The sequence below is a fragment of the Peribacillus sp. FW305-BF15 genome (assembly GCF_058783805.1).
In genome coordinates this window covers 315,411-331,060 of the sequence record NZ_JBYSYV010000002.1, presented here as the reverse complement: position 1 = coordinate 331,060, position 15,650 = coordinate 315,411, and the positions used below count along the sequence as shown (strand labels likewise).

Annotated in this window: 18 protein-coding genes; 3 read left to right on the top strand and 15 right to left on the bottom strand. The window is 43.8% G+C overall.

The genetic code is table 11. From position 1 onward, the window contains the following. Positions 1-48: 48 nt before the first annotated feature. The 3 genes from AC3WLU_RS03240 to AC3WLU_RS03230 all read right to left on the bottom strand — a co-directional run bounded on the left by AC3WLU_RS03240 (position 49) and on the right by AC3WLU_RS03230 (position 1,833). Positions 49-855 carry a DUF1444 domain-containing protein gene (locus AC3WLU_RS03240; protein WP_057276737.1) on the bottom strand — a complete coding sequence of 269 codons (807 nt, stop codon included), beginning with the start codon at positions 853-855 and terminating at the stop codon, positions 49-51. Between the two features lie 50 nt (positions 856-905). After that, complete coding sequence (locus tag AC3WLU_RS03235) at positions 906-1,217, bottom strand: thioredoxin family protein (protein WP_440439502.1); 312 nt, start codon at positions 1,215-1,217, stop codon at positions 906-908. A 109-nt stretch (positions 1,218-1,326) separates the two neighbouring features. Continuing rightward, positions 1,327-1,833 carry a hypothetical protein gene (locus tag AC3WLU_RS03230; protein ID WP_057276738.1) on the bottom strand — a complete coding sequence of 169 codons (507 nt, stop codon included), beginning with the start codon at positions 1,831-1,833 and terminating at the stop codon, positions 1,327-1,329. Positions 1,834-1,956: 123 nt separating this feature from the next. On the opposite strand from AC3WLU_RS03230, the gene AC3WLU_RS03225 reads away from it, so the two are divergent. Then, on the top strand, positions 1,957-2,406 hold the full coding sequence (locus tag AC3WLU_RS03225) for a YtoQ family protein (RefSeq protein WP_440439503.1): 450 nt from the start codon (positions 1,957-1,959) through the stop codon (positions 2,404-2,406). A 130-nt stretch (positions 2,407-2,536) separates the two neighbouring features. Here AC3WLU_RS03225 and AC3WLU_RS03220 read toward each other — a convergent pair whose 3' ends face one another. The 3 genes from AC3WLU_RS03220 to AC3WLU_RS03210 all read right to left on the bottom strand — a co-directional run bounded on the left by AC3WLU_RS03220 (position 2,537) and on the right by AC3WLU_RS03210 (position 5,198). After that, positions 2,537-3,406 carry an AraC family transcriptional regulator gene (locus tag AC3WLU_RS03220; protein WP_492596802.1) on the bottom strand — a complete coding sequence of 290 codons (870 nt, stop codon included), beginning with the start codon at positions 3,404-3,406 and terminating at the stop codon, positions 2,537-2,539. 115 nt (positions 3,407-3,521) lie between these two features. Beyond that, positions 3,522-4,043, bottom strand: a complete 522-nt coding sequence (locus AC3WLU_RS03215; RefSeq protein ID WP_413021359.1) for a DUF84 family protein — start codon at positions 4,041-4,043, stop codon at positions 3,522-3,524. Between the two features lie 81 nt (positions 4,044-4,124). Then, entirely contained in the window at positions 4,125-5,198 is a 1,074-nt protein-coding gene (locus AC3WLU_RS03210) for a M42 family metallopeptidase (protein WP_492596801.1), read from the bottom strand. A gap of 176 nt (positions 5,199-5,374) precedes the next feature. Between AC3WLU_RS03210 and AC3WLU_RS03205 the strand changes: the two genes are divergently transcribed. After that, the gene (locus AC3WLU_RS03205; RefSeq protein ID WP_034309283.1) at positions 5,375-5,692 is read left to right on the top strand and encodes a PepSY domain-containing protein; all 318 of its coding nucleotides are present in this window, start codon (positions 5,375-5,377) and stop codon (positions 5,690-5,692) included. A 48-nt stretch (positions 5,693-5,740) separates the two neighbouring features. Here AC3WLU_RS03205 and AC3WLU_RS03200 read toward each other — a convergent pair whose 3' ends face one another. Beyond that, on the bottom strand, positions 5,741-6,586 hold the full coding sequence (locus AC3WLU_RS03200; RefSeq protein ID WP_492596800.1) for a YtnP family quorum-quenching lactonase: 846 nt from the start codon (positions 6,584-6,586) through the stop codon (positions 5,741-5,743). 129 nt (positions 6,587-6,715) lie between these two features. Continuing rightward, complete coding sequence (gene trmB / locus AC3WLU_RS03195; RefSeq protein ID WP_034309290.1) at positions 6,716-7,354, bottom strand: tRNA (guanosine(46)-N7)-methyltransferase TrmB; 639 nt, start codon at positions 7,352-7,354, stop codon at positions 6,716-6,718. Between the two features lie 242 nt (positions 7,355-7,596). Here trmB and AC3WLU_RS03190 point away from each other — a divergent pair, with 242 nt between their 5' ends. Next, positions 7,597-7,872: a YtzH-like family protein gene (locus AC3WLU_RS03190; RefSeq protein ID WP_034309293.1), complete on the top strand. Its 276-nt coding sequence runs from the start codon at positions 7,597-7,599 to the stop codon at positions 7,870-7,872. On the opposite strand, the gene AC3WLU_RS03185 is transcribed toward AC3WLU_RS03190, so the two are convergent. The 7 genes from AC3WLU_RS03185 to pepV all read right to left on the bottom strand — a co-directional run bounded on the left by AC3WLU_RS03185 (position 7,873) and on the right by pepV (position 15,631). Further along, the gene (locus AC3WLU_RS03185) at positions 7,873-8,655 is read right to left on the bottom strand and encodes a phosphotransferase family protein (RefSeq protein ID WP_098185892.1); all 783 of its coding nucleotides are present in this window, start codon (positions 8,653-8,655) and stop codon (positions 7,873-7,875) included. A gap of 293 nt (positions 8,656-8,948) precedes the next feature. Further along, positions 8,949-9,980, bottom strand: a complete 1,032-nt coding sequence (locus AC3WLU_RS03180; RefSeq protein WP_492596799.1) for a diacylglycerol/lipid kinase family protein — start codon at positions 9,978-9,980, stop codon at positions 8,949-8,951. Further along, complete coding sequence (locus AC3WLU_RS03175; RefSeq protein WP_268565024.1) at positions 9,892-10,899, bottom strand: NERD domain-containing protein; 1,008 nt, start codon at positions 10,897-10,899, stop codon at positions 9,892-9,894. Before AC3WLU_RS03175 ends, AC3WLU_RS03180 begins: the two co-directional genes overlap by 89 nt. A 19-nt stretch (positions 10,900-10,918) precedes the next feature. Beyond that, positions 10,919-11,482, bottom strand: coding sequence for an RNA 2',3'-cyclic phosphodiesterase (gene thpR / locus AC3WLU_RS03170; RefSeq protein WP_413003452.1), 564 nt, complete (start codon positions 11,480-11,482; stop codon positions 10,919-10,921). Between the two features lie 402 nt (positions 11,483-11,884). Further along, on the bottom strand, positions 11,885-13,123 hold the full coding sequence (locus AC3WLU_RS03165; RefSeq protein ID WP_057276745.1) for an Nramp family divalent metal transporter: 1,239 nt from the start codon (positions 13,121-13,123) through the stop codon (positions 11,885-11,887). Between the two features lie 219 nt (positions 13,124-13,342). After that, positions 13,343-14,197 (bottom strand): D-amino-acid transaminase, encoded by an 855-nt coding sequence (gene dat, locus AC3WLU_RS03160; protein WP_492596798.1) that lies wholly within the window; start codon positions 14,195-14,197, stop codon positions 13,343-13,345. 21 nt (positions 14,198-14,218) lie between these two features. After that, positions 14,219-15,631: a dipeptidase PepV gene (pepV, locus tag AC3WLU_RS03155; RefSeq protein WP_063575465.1), complete on the bottom strand. Its 1,413-nt coding sequence runs from the start codon at positions 15,629-15,631 to the stop codon at positions 14,219-14,221. Between the last annotated feature and the right edge of the window lie 19 nt (positions 15,632-15,650).

Below are 15,650 nucleotides of genomic sequence, written 5' to 3'. Positions count from 1 at the left end.
GGACCGCTGCCAGATGCTGACACGGTCCTTTTGTGATTCCCTATATTATTATTGTTCACGCTTTTTGTTTTTACCCATAATGAAGATGGGCTCCAACTCATTTTCTTCGTAAAGGAATGATAGAGCCGTAATCGGAACATGACCGCTGGCAAAGAAGCTCATCGCCATTTGCGCCAGAATATCATAGCCCGTATCATTCTTCACATCGGCAATGATGATGACATCCTGATGGGGAATGGCCACAGCCATGGTTCCCTCGACCTTGTCCTTCATTTCCCGAAGCCATGATTCATTCAGGATCCTGCTGGCATCATATCCATCATTCGTGTTCAAAAAATAAAATGCATTACCTGCAACGATATCCGACTTCATTTCAGTGGAGAGCGAACGGGCATTAAATAGGGCAATTTCTCTGATCCTGTCACCCTGCCAGTTTTCCCGTTGAATCATCTTTTCATCTATAAGACGGTAGGTTTTACCTAAATCAAGGGCATAAAAAATCCGGGTTTCAGCTGTATGCTCATCGAATAAAAACGGATTTCCGTCTTCCGATTCCATTGGAAAGGAGGTCGAGCGGATGACTGGGAAAATGAATTTCTCCTTGCCTTCCATGCTGTGTTCTCCCCCCATCACATTCAGGGCCTCTTCCACGTAATAAATAATTTCATCGATGGCCTTTTCCTGTACGTTTTCATAGTTAGCAAGTACAGGAGGCAACTCGATGGTGATCCCTTTCCCGGTCTTCACATTTTCCACCCGTAACGTATCTTGCTTGCTATCGAATTTGAATGTCCGACCCTCATCTTTTAAACGTTCCTTCAAAATATTTTTCAGCTTCGTGCTGTCCATTTTCATGACTGACCCTCCTCTTCATTGAAAAATCCCCAGCGAGAAGGGGATTTTGATTATAGTGATTGAATGAATTCCTCAATTTGTTCTTGCGTTTTGCGATCCTTGCTCACGAATCTGCCTAGCTCTTTACCATTATCATAGGCGATGAAACTTGGTATGCCGAATACATCATTAGCCGCACACACATCGATGAATTCATCACGGTCCACATAAATGAATGTAAAATCAGGAAATTTCGTTTCTATCTCCGGCATTATCGGTTCGATTACACGGCAATCTCCACACCATGTAGCGGAAAAAAGAAAGATATGTTTGCCTTCATTTTTCAATGCATCATATTGCTCGACGGTTTGTAACTTATCCATTTGAATATTCCTCCTGCTCTAAATGACACCTTAATTTTCATAATCCCATCATACCAGACTCTCCCCGAATCAACCATTAATACGGATCGGTTGAAAGGCAGGGGTCAGCTTATCTCTGGGGCACGGATGAAACGATTTCCATCATTTGTTTTGCATCGGTTTTTAATTGGTCTTTATCCGTTTCCGTTGTCAGTTTCACCCCGCCGATCCCCACTGCAAGCTCATACTTTTCTTTCGGTATTTCTTTAATTGAAATAAAGCCGAATTTATCATCAGTTTGAAAAGAATGCAGCACTTCAAATTGATCCTCTTGTTCCTTAATCGCCAAATATAACACGGAACTGTCTTCTTTTTCATTTGGATTGACAAATAATATATAAATCTGATCACCTTTTTGTAAAATCAAGTTATTATCATGTTCTTCCACTACTTTAAAATCCTTGGGCAGATGGACCTGAATTAGCCCTGCCTCTTGATTGGGCTGTTTTTCATCGTCACGAAAAGCCACTTCAGCAGCCTTCATTGCCTTTTCGGTTTGTCTCTCGATCCCTGAGCAGCCTACGATCAAACTGCTTATCAACAGGATAACAAGGAAATTCTTATTCGATAAAGCCATCGTCATTCCTCCAGCCGTCTCTTTTACTATCTTATGGATAATATTATCCTTATTTATGGAATTCATCCATTTTCTTAAAAACATGGTACAATGAAAGCAATTTTAATATCGAGGAGGAAAACAATGAAGTTAACCGTTTATCTTGCTGGGGAAATCCATTCAAATTGGAGAAATGAGTTGAGAGATAAGGCCGCTGCACTGAAGCTTCCATTAGAATTCGTCAGCCCGATGGAAAATCATGAACGCTCCGATAATATCGGTGAAGATGTCCTCGGTGAACAGCCGAATCCTATCCTGAAGGATGCAGCCGCTTCCCAAATCAATAATTTGCGGACAGGTCTTTTGATGAAAAAAGCCGATCTTGTCGTCGCTCTGTTTGGCGAGAAATATAAGCAGTGGAATACTGCCATGGACGCAAGCACCGCCATTTCCCTGGGGAAACCGCTTATTTTGATTCGCCCGGAAACCCATCACCATGCCTTAAAGGAATTATCGGAAAAGGCGAGTGTCACAGTCGAATCCGTGAACCAAGCCATGAAGGTGCTTTCCTATATTTTTGAAGACGGGCTGTAAATCTCCCTGCCCTTAACCAGCACAAAAATGAAGGGCTGATCATTCATATTTACAAATAAAAAAGCTTGCAGGGGCAAATTAGATGCCTAACCCCCTGCAAGCGAATAACGAATGTTTTGATGGTTGAATACTATCCCTTTTTAATCGGAATCCAAATTTCGGAGTAATAGTCAGGGTTTGAAGCATCCGCATTGTCGTATACTTCCAATTCAGGAGTTCCGGCATGTTCATGACCGCTCGTAGGGAACCATTCGGAAAAAATCCGCTTCCAAGCTTGTTGCATGCTATCAGGCATTGGTCCGTGAACTTCAAATACAACCCACTTGGAAGCCGGTATCGTAAGGGTCGAAAACTCTTCAGGCACTTTCCCGGCATACTCTGCACCTATCCAATAATCCATCGTTTCACTTTTTTCCACATTACGCTTATCGACACATACACCAAGCAAACCATTTATTTGGCCATTGTTCAACTTCGCTAACCTATCTCCTGTTCCATTCGAATTGACTTTCTCCCACAACTTTGGAATCCCAATCAAATTCTCTTCATTAACCAAGGAAAACTCTTGCTTGATTCCTATCAATTGAAAGGAATCCCTTTCAAGGATATTGTATTTCATCGGTTTTGCCCCTTTCAGAATGACCTGTATCATCAGGCGTTCATAGAATTTCAGCTTCCCCATATACTTTCGCGCTTCGCTTGGAGATACCCCATGCTGCCTTCGAAAAGCTTTTAAGAATGCCTCGGGGGTGTCATAGCCGTACTTGTAGGCTAAATCAATGACCTTGCCATTTGTGGATGATATCTCCTGGGCAGCTAAAGTCAGTCTTCGGCGCCGGATATATTCACCAATGGAAATATCCGTTAAAATGGTGAAGGTCCGTTGAAAATGAAAAGCCGAAGCATTCGCCTGCCTGGAAATGCTCTCGATCGTAAGGTCCTCCAATAAGTGCTCTTCGATATAGTCGATGGCCTTTTGGATTGACTCTACCCACCCCATATTCGCTCACCCCTTGTCACTATAGTACCAAGACCGCTCAATAAAACCCTGTCTTATTCTGCTCAGTTTTGGCAGTGTTCGTTTCCATTCGAAGACGCCTTTCCATGACAGTGATTCATAAATCGTGCTTTCTCATTTTCAGCTTATATTCGTGTTGACCGGCTAGCATCCTCATGATATGAAGGAACATTTCTCCCCTCGTGATTCGCTCATTTGTAAATACGCCGATCGCCCCTTCCTTTTTGCTAATATTCTCTTGCTTTGTGAAGGCGTCCATCACCGGGCCCAACTCTTCACCGTCCAGCACCTTCCCGGCAACGATTTCCGGAACCGGGATTCTCGCTCCGGCAGCTACAAAAACCTCACCGCCCCTCGTGGCCATTGCACCCCAATTACACAGAAACAGGGCTTGTCCCATTTTCACGACACCGCCTTCAAGTCCGATGCCCATATCGGCATCACTGTGAATCAAGCAATTCCGGGCACGTGTCATGGCCCCCTCCATCGTTTCCTCATCTGAAAAAGGCTGTTCCGGAACCCCGCTCTCCACTTGAAGCGAAATGATTTCAGCATCTTCATATACACCAAGCACGGCACTTACTTTCGCCGGATTCTTGCTGCCTACTGCTATTTTCAATATAATTACCTTCCTTCTATGTAAAAAAAGCTGTTGGAAAAGGATACATGACTGCATCCCTTTCCATTTCAGCTTCCTCCATCAACCGTTTTTTATCAAGGTTTCGAATGTCGTTTTATCACAGGAACGAACCAATTTCCCTATCAGTTCACGGGCAGCGGCATAATCATCAATATGAATCATGGATGCATGTGTATGAATATAGCGGGAACAAATGCCGATCACCCCGCTTGGAATGCCTTCGTTTGCAATATGGACTTGCCCTGCATCCGTGCCGCCCTGGGAAACGAAATATTGATACGGAATCTCATTCGACTCGGCCGTATCAAGGATGAATTCCCTCATGCCGCGATGCGTAACCATCGAACGATCAAAAATGCGGAGCAGTGCCCCTTTTCCCAACTGGCCAAATTCACTTTTACTGCCGGACATATCGTTCGCCGGACTTGCATCCAAAGCAAAGAAAAGATCCGGTTTGATCATATGTGCTGCAGTTTGCGCACCTCGTAATCCCACTTCCTCCTGGACGGTTGCCCCGGAATATAAGACATTCGGCAGCGTTTCACCTTTTAAATCTTTTAACAATTCAATCGCAAGTCCGCAGCCATAACGATTATCCCACGCTTTTGCGAGGATTTTCTTCTCATTGGCCATCGGCGTGAATGGACAAATCGGTACAATTTGCTGACCGGGCTTAATACCGATTCTCTTCACATCTTCCTTATCATCTGCCCCAATATCAATCAGCATATTTTTGATATCCATTGGTTTTGAGCGTTGCGACTCATCAAGCAAATGGGGCGGAATGGAACCGATGACACCAATGACCGGACCGTTATCGGTTATGATCTCGACTCTTTGGGCCAAAAGCACTTGGCTCCACCAGCCTCCTAGGGTCTGAAAGCGAATCATTCCATTTTCTGTTACAGATGTGACCATGAATCCCACTTCATCCATGTGCCCGGCAACCAGGACGGTCGGCCCATCATCATTGCCTCTTTTCACGCCAAATATTCCGCCGAGGCGATCTTGGACGATTTCGTCCGAATACTTTTGCAACTCACTCTTCATGAAACTCCGAACTGCATGTTCATTTCCCGAGGCTCCCGGTAATTCCGTCAATGTTTTAAAAAGCTCCAAAGTCTCATGATTCATTTTTCTACCCCTAACTATGTATTGTTTCTTTCTATTTTACAAAACTTAGCATCATGTTACACTAGAAAGTTCTAATTTATCAGTTTATGGGTAAAATTTCAAATTATTAGTCAAATAAAGCGTTCTTCTGTATACTAGAAGAAGTGATTTTATAAAATGCAATGGAGGAGAAATCAATGAATTGGAAAACGTTTTTACTAGGTACTGCAGCCGGGTTTGCTGCTGGCTATGCAGCAAAACAATTATTGGATCAATCAAGTAAACCTTCTCCCGATAAAGTCTTGGCCCAAGTGAAGGAAACAGTCAAAAAGGACGGAAATATATATGGCTCATGGATCTTGATGAAGCCGGAGAACTATACAAAAAACGATTTGGACTATGAAGTGTACAAAGGCGGGATCACCAGAAATACAGAAGGGAAACGCGAGCAATTCGAATTTGTTGCAGATGCTTCGACAGGAACGATATTGGAGCTTAATGCACAAAATGATTGAAACAAAAAAAGGAGGGCCGTCAGATGACGTCCTCCTTTCGCTTTCCTTTTAACGCTTCCGTTTCAATTCGGCTAGTATCTCCTTACCCGTTGCATCCCATTTGATGGCACAGTATTGGGCATCATGGTAAAAGCTATACCAGGACCCATTTTCCAGTCCGGATTTCATCCACTTTTCCTTCGCCTCGATGGAAGTCATGGGATAATCATCATAAGCGAGGACCCAGAGGACATTCGCATGCGCGTGCGTCGGCATGATATCTGCCATGTGGATCAATCTATCCCCGCCATCTTCTATGATGATGATCGCATGTCCATCACTATGCCCCCCGGTATGGATCATTTTAATGCCGGCCGCAATTTCCTGTTCCCCTTCAAAAGGACGTACAAGAGAAGCGACAGCCTCCCAGTTTTCTGACCAATATGTACTTTTTGAACGAATATTCGGGTTTTTCATTTCCGCCCATTCCGTTTTGGTCGTGATGATTTCTGCACGCTCGAAAACAGGCACCCAAGTTTCACCTTCACGTTTCGTCAACCCGCAGGCATGATCGAAATGCAGATGGGTCATTAAAATGTAATCGATATCATTTGGCTGAATCCCAAGTCTGCCAAGATCTTCGACAAGATTGGATTCCTCCGTCACCCCAAAATTCCGTTTCTGCTGGTCATTCATCTTTCCATTGCCAATGCCGGAATCTATAAGCATATTCAATCCATTAGCCTGTACCAAAATCGGATCCGTACGTAACTCGATTTGGTTATTTTCGTTAACGGGATACTTCTTGGACCAAAGCGGTTTCGGTACAACACCGAACATCGCACCGCCATCCAAGTGTGTCACACCGCCATTCAACCATGTTAATTTTATTTCCCCTATTTGCATCGTTTCCATTTTACCCCTCCTCTGCCTTTAGTTTAACACCCGCTTCCATATATTGAAATTGATAACGATCAAGTCATCCCCGTGTATCATAAACAAACAAAAAAACCAGATGCTGTGCACCTGGTTTCTGATCGTTGATTATTGGAACATTGCTTCCAATCGGTATATCCGATTGCCTTTACTCGAGAACTTTTCTTCATATTCAGTCATGATGTTGCCTTCAAAACTGCTGTTATGCAAATCAAGGCTTACAAATTTCAAGAGCATGCCGTATTCGGAAATACTTTTCAAGGAAGATTCGAATAACCCTTGATTATCCGTCTTGAAGTGAATCTCGCCTTTGTCTGGCAGGATGCCTTCATATACTTCGAGGAAGGTCTTATATGTTAACCGGCGTTTTGCATGACGTGATTTCGGCCATGGATCAGAGAAATTCAAGTAGACGCGATCCACGTCACCTTTTGCAAAATAGTCCCCTAAGTTCGCTGCGTCAACATTCAACAGCTTTAAATTTGGAACATCCGCTTCAATCAGCAAGTCCAATGCAGCGACAATGACGCTTCCATATACTTCAATTCCAATGAAATTCACATCAGGATGGGCCTTTGCCATTTCTGTGATGAAACGGCCTTTTCCCGTACCCACTTCAATATATAACGGATTATCGTTTCCGAAAACTTCATGCCATTTACCTTTATGGCTCACTGGCTGCTGAATTACATATTGTGGAAAATCATTCAAACGGTCTTCAGCCCAAGGTTTATTTCTTAAACGCATGATGACACCCCTATTTATAATATAATCGTTCAAACCATAACACGAGTGTATGGATTCCTGCAAGTTGATTTTTTCAGGAAACACCCACTGGTCAAATAAAAAAACTGCCGGCCATCCAGGCGACAGTCACTGTAGTTTTCATGTATAAAACTTTCAGCAAAACACACCATAAATAAGTGAAGGGCAGGCGGGCACCACCTGGGAATCCCTTGAATCCATGTTTAAGAAAGGAGAGGCATTATATGCCGCTTTCCCATGAACACCAAATGTCACTATTGAAAGATATATTGACCAACCATCAAACAGACTGCTGCGGATCCGTTTCTGAATGTGAACAGGTTGAAAGGCTCGTCAAATCCTTAATGATCAATATGGAAATTGACAGCAATGTGAAAACGATACTGACGGAGATTTACGAATACAGTCAGACGGGCATCGGTACCGCCGATTTAGATGCACATATTTCAACCCACCAGAACGACCTGTCCCAGTGGGTGGATGATATAGATCAATTCTGATCAGCTGACCATCAATAAAGCTTCCAGTTTTTGCAGTAATTCATTTCTTTCCTCGTACCGCGTCCTGCGATGATGCCATTGGATGGAAAGCACAAGTTGTGAAACCGTGTGCCATTTCATCCTCATCTCCAGGCCTGCGTCAAGCTTCTTGCCGTAACGGGCAAGCCATTGATTCCATTCTTCCCTCGGGACATATGAATAAAGGAGTATGCCGAGGTCAATGGCCGGATCGCCTATGACCGCTCCGTCCCAATCAATCAGGAACAATCCGTCCGTTTCTGTCATGAGCCAATTATTGTGGTTCACATCACAATGACAGACGACTTTTTCGTCGCATTCAATCAACAGGAGATTGTTCTGTAAAAAATGGATGGCCTGTTTGATAATCGGAATGTCCGTAACATCCGAAGATAACCCGGTTTCTATGTCTGTAAGTATACTTTCAGGTCGTAAAGGGGATTTCCCAAGCCTTTTGAGCATGCTTAACAAAGGATCGGATTGATGAATTTTTTGAAGCAGCTTTGCGACTCTTATATTGTTCATTTCCTGCTGAGATAGCTCCCTGCCTTCCATCCAATGCTGGGCCGTAATTACATCCCCATTTTCCAGGCGTTTTGTCCACATTAACTTTGGAACAATGCCCTCAGCTGAAAGAACAGCTAAAAATGGCGATGAATTTCGTTTAAGGAAGAGCTTCTGCCCCTCTTTCTCGGCAATAAAGGCTTCTCCCGTAGCTCCTCCAGCAGGGGATATATCCCACTCCTGACCTAATAAATGTTCCAACTGGTTCACCTTCGATTTCCTCGCTTAATCATACAAATGTGGGTACGTTTCACCTAGTGTATGTATTACCACTACTTTGAGTCCATGTTTTATAAAAAATCCGCCTGCTGGCGAAGCTGCATATATACTTGCATCGGGATGATACCCGCAATTAAAAACATCCTCATTTTAGAGAAATAAAAAAATAGCTATTGAGCAATTAAACAATAGCCATAAATTAAATTTTAGTTGAAAAACGGTTTCTTCGTCAAGTACTATAAAACGATTATACGCATAAAACAAAAACAAATAAATCATTTCATATTTTTGTATCGGTTATCCGCCTGTAACATGACGCGCAATTTCTCTTTCAGAACCACTGCAGCTACTTCGTTCCTACCAACAATTTCCCCATCAGACTGGATTTTCACTGACCCTTCATTCTTCATTTTTATCTTTTTACCGGAGAAAGAATCAACATTTTTAATGTTCAGGTGACCGCCCCATAAAACGGTGATGAAGACGGTCAATAATTTCAACAAAGGAATATCATGGACCGCAATCACGTTCAAACTGCCATCATCCACCTTCGACATCGGTGAAATTTTCATCCCGCCGCCAAAATAGGACTGGTTCGCAATAACGATGAACCAAACCTTTTTCAAAAAATGCCGGTCACCATCAATGATCAATTCCATGCAGCCGGGCCTGTAAGTCACTATCTTTTTTATAAAAATGAACAGATAAATTAATTTACCCGCTCTGATAAAATTAAACCATTTTTTCAGAGGGGAACGGTCCGCTTCATCGGAAATTTCAGCATCAATGCCCATTCCCAGGCTGTTCACGAAATACCCCATCTTGCCATTCGTCTCGAACTGTCCAATATCAATGGCACTAAAGGCATTCTCCTGAAATAAAGAAAGTGCTTCTTCCACACTCTCGGTTTTTTGAATGCCCCTTACATAATCATTGCCGGATCCAGCCGCAAGGGAGCCGATGATAGCGTGAGGGAAACCAATGGCGCCATTTATCATTTCATTGATCGTGCCATCACCCCCGACAGCGATCATCCGGGTATCCTGCTTCGTCCCTGATAGGATCTCCTTCGTCATTCTTAGCGCATGCCCTTTTTCCCGTGTAAAAAACACCTCATGGGGAACAGCTTTTGATTGCAGTATTTTCTCGGCTTTTTTCCAAACCTTCAAACTCTCTCCATTTCCTGCCATTGGATTGACAATGAAATACACCGTTTCTTTAAGGTGCGGCATGCTGATTTCCATCCGTTTGGTTATACTCCGCTTCCCATTCAGGTCGCAGGCTGGATGTAGTTTGGCAATGTTCAAGCAAAGCCTGTGCCCCTTTTAACTGCTGTGCCTTGAGCGGAGACGATATGGCCCGCATCCTTTCGAACCATTCCGGGAAGGTCCGTTTATCCAATAACGTAATATCATAAGGGGCTTCGGGATAATCGACATATCCATTCCGGGATAAAATCACCTTTTTAATCGGCATGTTCACTCCATATAACTCAAATAACTGGGAGACGATGTTCGTCATCCGATTTGCACCAAGCAAAGGATTGAGCACCTTTTTATCAGGATGCTTATGATGCCTGCGGACCCAGAATCGTTCACTTGACCCGATGAAAGCAGCGTCTTCTTCCGCTTCCAGAAACGTGATGCACCAAGCATCAACTGGGGTCAATAAAATGACTTCGACCTCAACAGGCGCATTTTTCAAAAGAAAGATAGGTTTATATAATACGAGAAACGTATCCGGAAAACGCTGCAGAAAAAAGCGGAGCCTCTCATCCAAAAAGAATGATTGGTCCACAAATGACTTTTCACGAAGCGTCGAACTTCCCCATTTCATTTGAAAACGAAGCAATTGATTTAAAAAATTTTGCTTTAATTCATCGAGACTGGCCGGCCGGAACGGAAACCTTAATGAAAAAACATTAGGATCTTCAATCCGGTTCGGCATCGGCAGTTCTTCCGCCCCTGACTCCTGTTTACCTGTCCGGAGGAATATGCCTTTCACCCTTTTAAACAGGCGCTTCGAATCTTCCTGAGGAGGATCAAATTTGACCTGTGTTTCACTTTCAGTATGTTCACTATACAACCGATCTAGCTCGCCCGCATTATAAGCAGCCTTCAATTTATCCCATTGCTGTTTTTTCAACCGCGCAAATTGTGTAGGATAACGATAAATATCCTGCTCATACCGGGAAATATAATCTTGCATCTTTATGAGCTGTGCCATGCGACCACCACCCATCTCTCTATTTTTGGAGGTTTATCGTGAAAATCTTCTCGTATGAAGGGGAAGCTCCAAGATGTGTTTGATATAACGCAACCTGGTCTGCTTCAAAATGCTTATCCTGCACATTCGCCATCTGGCGAACGCCCTCCAGCGAAAAGGGATTATCCCCCTCGAATTTTCTTGCCAGTGTAATATGAGGCTTAAACGGCTTTTTATCAAGTTCAAAACCCGCCTCGATACAGGAATTATAGACTTTCCTTTGAATGGCAAAAAGCCTTTCTTGCTGCTTGACGCCTGCCCATAGAATCCTTGGACTATCACTCTTGCCGAAACCGCCGATATCGCCCAGTTCCAAGCCGAATGAGGCCTCATTGGCAAGCTCGCTTCCCACACGCCCCAAAGCATCTTCTTTCAATGTATCGGGAGCATTGCCCAAAAATGCCATCGTAATATGATAATCGGCTGGATGCAGCCATTTCTTAAATGGAAAGTCTGGCTTTAGTTGTTCCGTAACAGCATTTATATAGGCCTTAATATCATCAGGCAATACTAAAGCAAAGAAAAAATGAGTATTCATGTTCATTTCCATTCCTTCCTGTTTTCCCTTTAATTTTACCATAATTCCCATTGCCTATACCTTTTCCTGGGCTTCCTAATAAATACTCCCTCCTCAGGAATATCGCTAATCTACCATCCTATGAACAAAGCCCCTGACGGATCATGCGCAGGTCCGGAATGTATTTTTCAGGCTGGGTAGATTAACGAAAAAAACAGCAAAAAAGGACCAAAAATCGGTCCTGAATACTGGAGGCAAAAGGAGTACTATCCAAAGTTGATTGGAGCGGGTGTTCGAGACTCCCGGACCGCCCGCGGAAAGCGAGTGCCTGGAGGGGAAATCAACGGTCAATTTTAAAAATCTGACTCAATTATTATCGAGTTTCAATACTAAAGGACCAAAAATCGGTCCTTCCCTGCCATTCCCATGTTAGCTGAACAGTGTTTCGTAAAGCAGGAACAAGTTCAGCCCAATGATAAGTACAGCTATAAGCCAAGCGATGCTCGAGGTGATTTTATGGTTGACCAGGCTGCCCATGATTTTTTTATTGCTTGTAAACATGATCAATGGCACTAAGGCAAACGCGATGCCAAACGAGAGTACAATTTGGCTCATCACAAGCGCTTTGGATGGATTCACTCCCCATAATATTATGAGCAGGGGCGGGACGGTAGTAATGACCCTTCTTATATAAATCGGAATATGTCTTTTAATGAACCCTTGCATGACAACATCACCTGTCATTACACCAACGGATGAGCTCGATAAACCGGCAAATAATAATCCTATTCCGAAGAACATCGCGACTGATGGTCCAAGCATGGCCCCGAATTGTTGATAGGCAACATCCAAGTCCTCCACTAGTGCTCCATTCTTATGAAATAGGGCAGCTGAAACGATGACCATGGCGGCATTGATCGCACCTGCAATCAACATGGCGATGACAATGTCAATTAGCTCAAAACGATAAATCCTTTTTCTTTCCATATCGTTCACTCCGACTATCCTTCTTTGAGTCAAAGAGGAATGAAGGTATATCGCATGTGGCATAACGGTGGCTCCAAGCATACCGGCCGATAGTAAAATGCTGTCCACTCCCTCGAATTTTGGAGTGAATAGTCCTAAAACAACGGCCGAAGTGTCAGGTTTTGCATAAAAAACTTGAGCGCCAAAAGCTATCACAACGACAAATATCATGACCGTAATCAGGGCTTCGAATGTTCGATAACCCCTGCGCTGGATTTCCAGAATGGCAAAGGAACCAATCGCTGCAATGATTGCCGATGTGATTAACGGTAAGTCAAATAATAAATAAATCCCAAGTGCGGCTCCTATGAATTCAGCCAGGTCGGTTGCCATTATAACGGCTTCAGCCTGAATCCATAATAAGAAAGATGTTTTTTTCGAAAATTTTTCCCTGCATAGCTCCGGAAGGTTCTTTCCAGTGGCTATCCCCAACTTAGCTGATAGAGATTGGATTAGCACAGCCATTAAATTGGAGGCAAAGATAACCCATAATAACGTATAGCCATATTTAGATCCGGCTGTAATATTGGTCGCATAATTCCCTGGATCAATATAGGCAACAGCTGCTATGAAGGCAGGCCCTAGATAGGGAAGCAGTTTTTTTATTCCTCTCGAAGAAGATTGATGCAACACATCGGACATATCTATGTCAACTCCTTTTTATACGCAACTTAAATTGTTGCGACAGGTAAACTTTTTAGGTTATTAGCAAGTATATTCCTGGTTCTTGAAAATGTCAAAACAAAAAGGGAGGATTGCATATCGATGTAATTAATGTGATCGGGGATTCGGGGAAGGCCATCTCGCTTCCGGCTAACAGATAAAAAACCCCTTTGCCATTAGTGGCAAAGGGGCGTTACTTTATTTAATGGAACCGCATTGCTTCTCGATTTCCTCGGAAAACAGTTTCTGCAGTCTTTGAGTTATCGGACCGGGTTCCCCGGCTGCAATCGATTGGCCATCGATATTTATAATTGGTGTCACTTCGACGCTAGTGCTTGTATAAAGAACTTCATCGGCTGCCATCATGTCCTCGACCGTAAAGGCTTCTTCGACATAGGGAATCCCATGATCAGCGCAAAGCTTCAGCATCACCTGACGGGTAATTCCATTCAGGATCAAGTTTGTGGCCGGATGCGTTTTAAGTTGCCCATCCACCACGAGTGATACATTTGACGAACTACCCTCCGTCACCGTACCATCACGATGCTGGATCGCTTCATCACAGCCGGCTTCCATCGCTTGCTGTTTAGCCATTATATTTCCCAGTAGATTTAAACTCTTGATATTACAGCGCAGCCAGCGTATATCTTCGGTGGTAACAGCATTGACCCCTGGCTTCATTTTGCCTGTATAAGGCATTTCCTTTGTATAGGCGACAAAGACCGGTTCCACCTCTGCAGTTGGAAAAGAGTGTGTACGCGCAGATACTCCCCTTGTCAGCTGCATATAGACGATACCGTCCTTCAGTTGATTTTCAGCGATCAGCTCTTTCATGCGGGTTTTGATTTCCGCTATGGCAAAGGGAACTTTCATCTGAATCAACTTCGCACTGTCCATCAGCCGGTTCAGATGCATATCCTCCGTAAATAATTCGCCATTATAAACGCGGATGACTTCATAGACACCATCACCGAATTGATATCCCCTGTCTTCTATATCTACCTTTACTTCGGACCTGCTTTTAAGGTCGCCGTTAAAAATGATTTTTCCCATGTCTTTCTCCCTCTTTGCCTCTTATTTAGCCAATTCATGAATGGCACGTGCATAAATGGACGTAGCCTTAAGCATATCCTCGATATCAATATATTCATCTTTCTGATGCGCAATGTCTTCGCTGCCAGGGAAAAGCGGGCCAAATGCAACGCCTTCTTTCAATGAACGGGCATATGTTCCGCCGCCAATCGAAAGAAGCTCGGCTTTATCACCTGTCTCCGCTTCATACACTTCCTGCAACGTCTTGATCAAGAAGCTTTCACTGTCCACATAATGGGGAGTTGAATGCGAATTGGTCTTCACTTTCAAATTATATGCCGCAAGCCTTTCTTCCAGCGCCGCCTTTTGCTGTTCCCACTCAAACGTGACCGGATAACGCATGCTGAAACCGATCGAGCTGTCGCCTTGTTTAGAATAATTGAAAACGCCGGCATTGATCGTCAATTCTCCTGTTTGCTCATCCGAATAAGCCACACCTAAATTATTTCCGCGGGAATCTTCGAACAAACGATCCTTGATGAAAGTGAAGTAGGCTTTCGCATGCGGATCAAGAGTGAGATCAGCTAAAAATACGGCTAAATGCAGACCTGCATTTTTTCCGTTGTTCGGTTCCATCGCGTGTGCCGAGACACCATTCATTTCAAGCAGCACTTGATTTTTTTGCGGAACGGCTTGGCCCCCCAATGAGTACTTTTGCAAATAATCCTGATAGTTTGCCGCCACTTCAGCAGGTTTGTCCGTTTCCACAATAGCCGTCGCAAAATCCGGAACCATATTCGTCCTTCGGCCTGAAGAAAACTCGATGACATTCACGTCTGAGTTCGTGCCATTTCCTGCATCGGCAGGATGGATAACCGAGAAATCCCAGATTCCTTTTTCCGCACTGATAATCGGGAAGTCAGCATCTGGTGCGAAGCCGATCGAAGGCATTTCCTCCACTTCAAAGTACCGGTCAACGCAGCGCCAGTTCGATTCTTCATCGGTTCCAATGATCATCCTCACACGTTTGTTCAAAGGTTCTCCTAGCTCCCGGACCAGCTTCATCGCATGATAGGCAGCCATCGTCGGCCCTTTATCATCGATTGCCCCACGGGCATATATGCGGCCATTGCGGATTTCAGCGCCAAACGGATCCGAACTCCAGCCATCTCCCTCAGGTACCACGTCGACATGGCATAATATCCCGATTAACTCCTCGCCTTCCCCCATTTCGATATGTCCAGCGACATTATCGACATTTTTCACAGTAAAACCGTCTTTTTCGCCTAATTGAAGCATGAAATCAAGCGCTTCCTTCACCCCTTTACCGAGTGGGGCCTCCTCTGTCGGATGTTCTTCATCAAGTACACTTTTTATTTTCAATAAGTTTTGTGTGTCCAGCAATAAATCCATTTTCCGTTTTTCAACTTCTTCTCGCCAATTCAATTCACTCAAAATATGACAACTCCTCTTT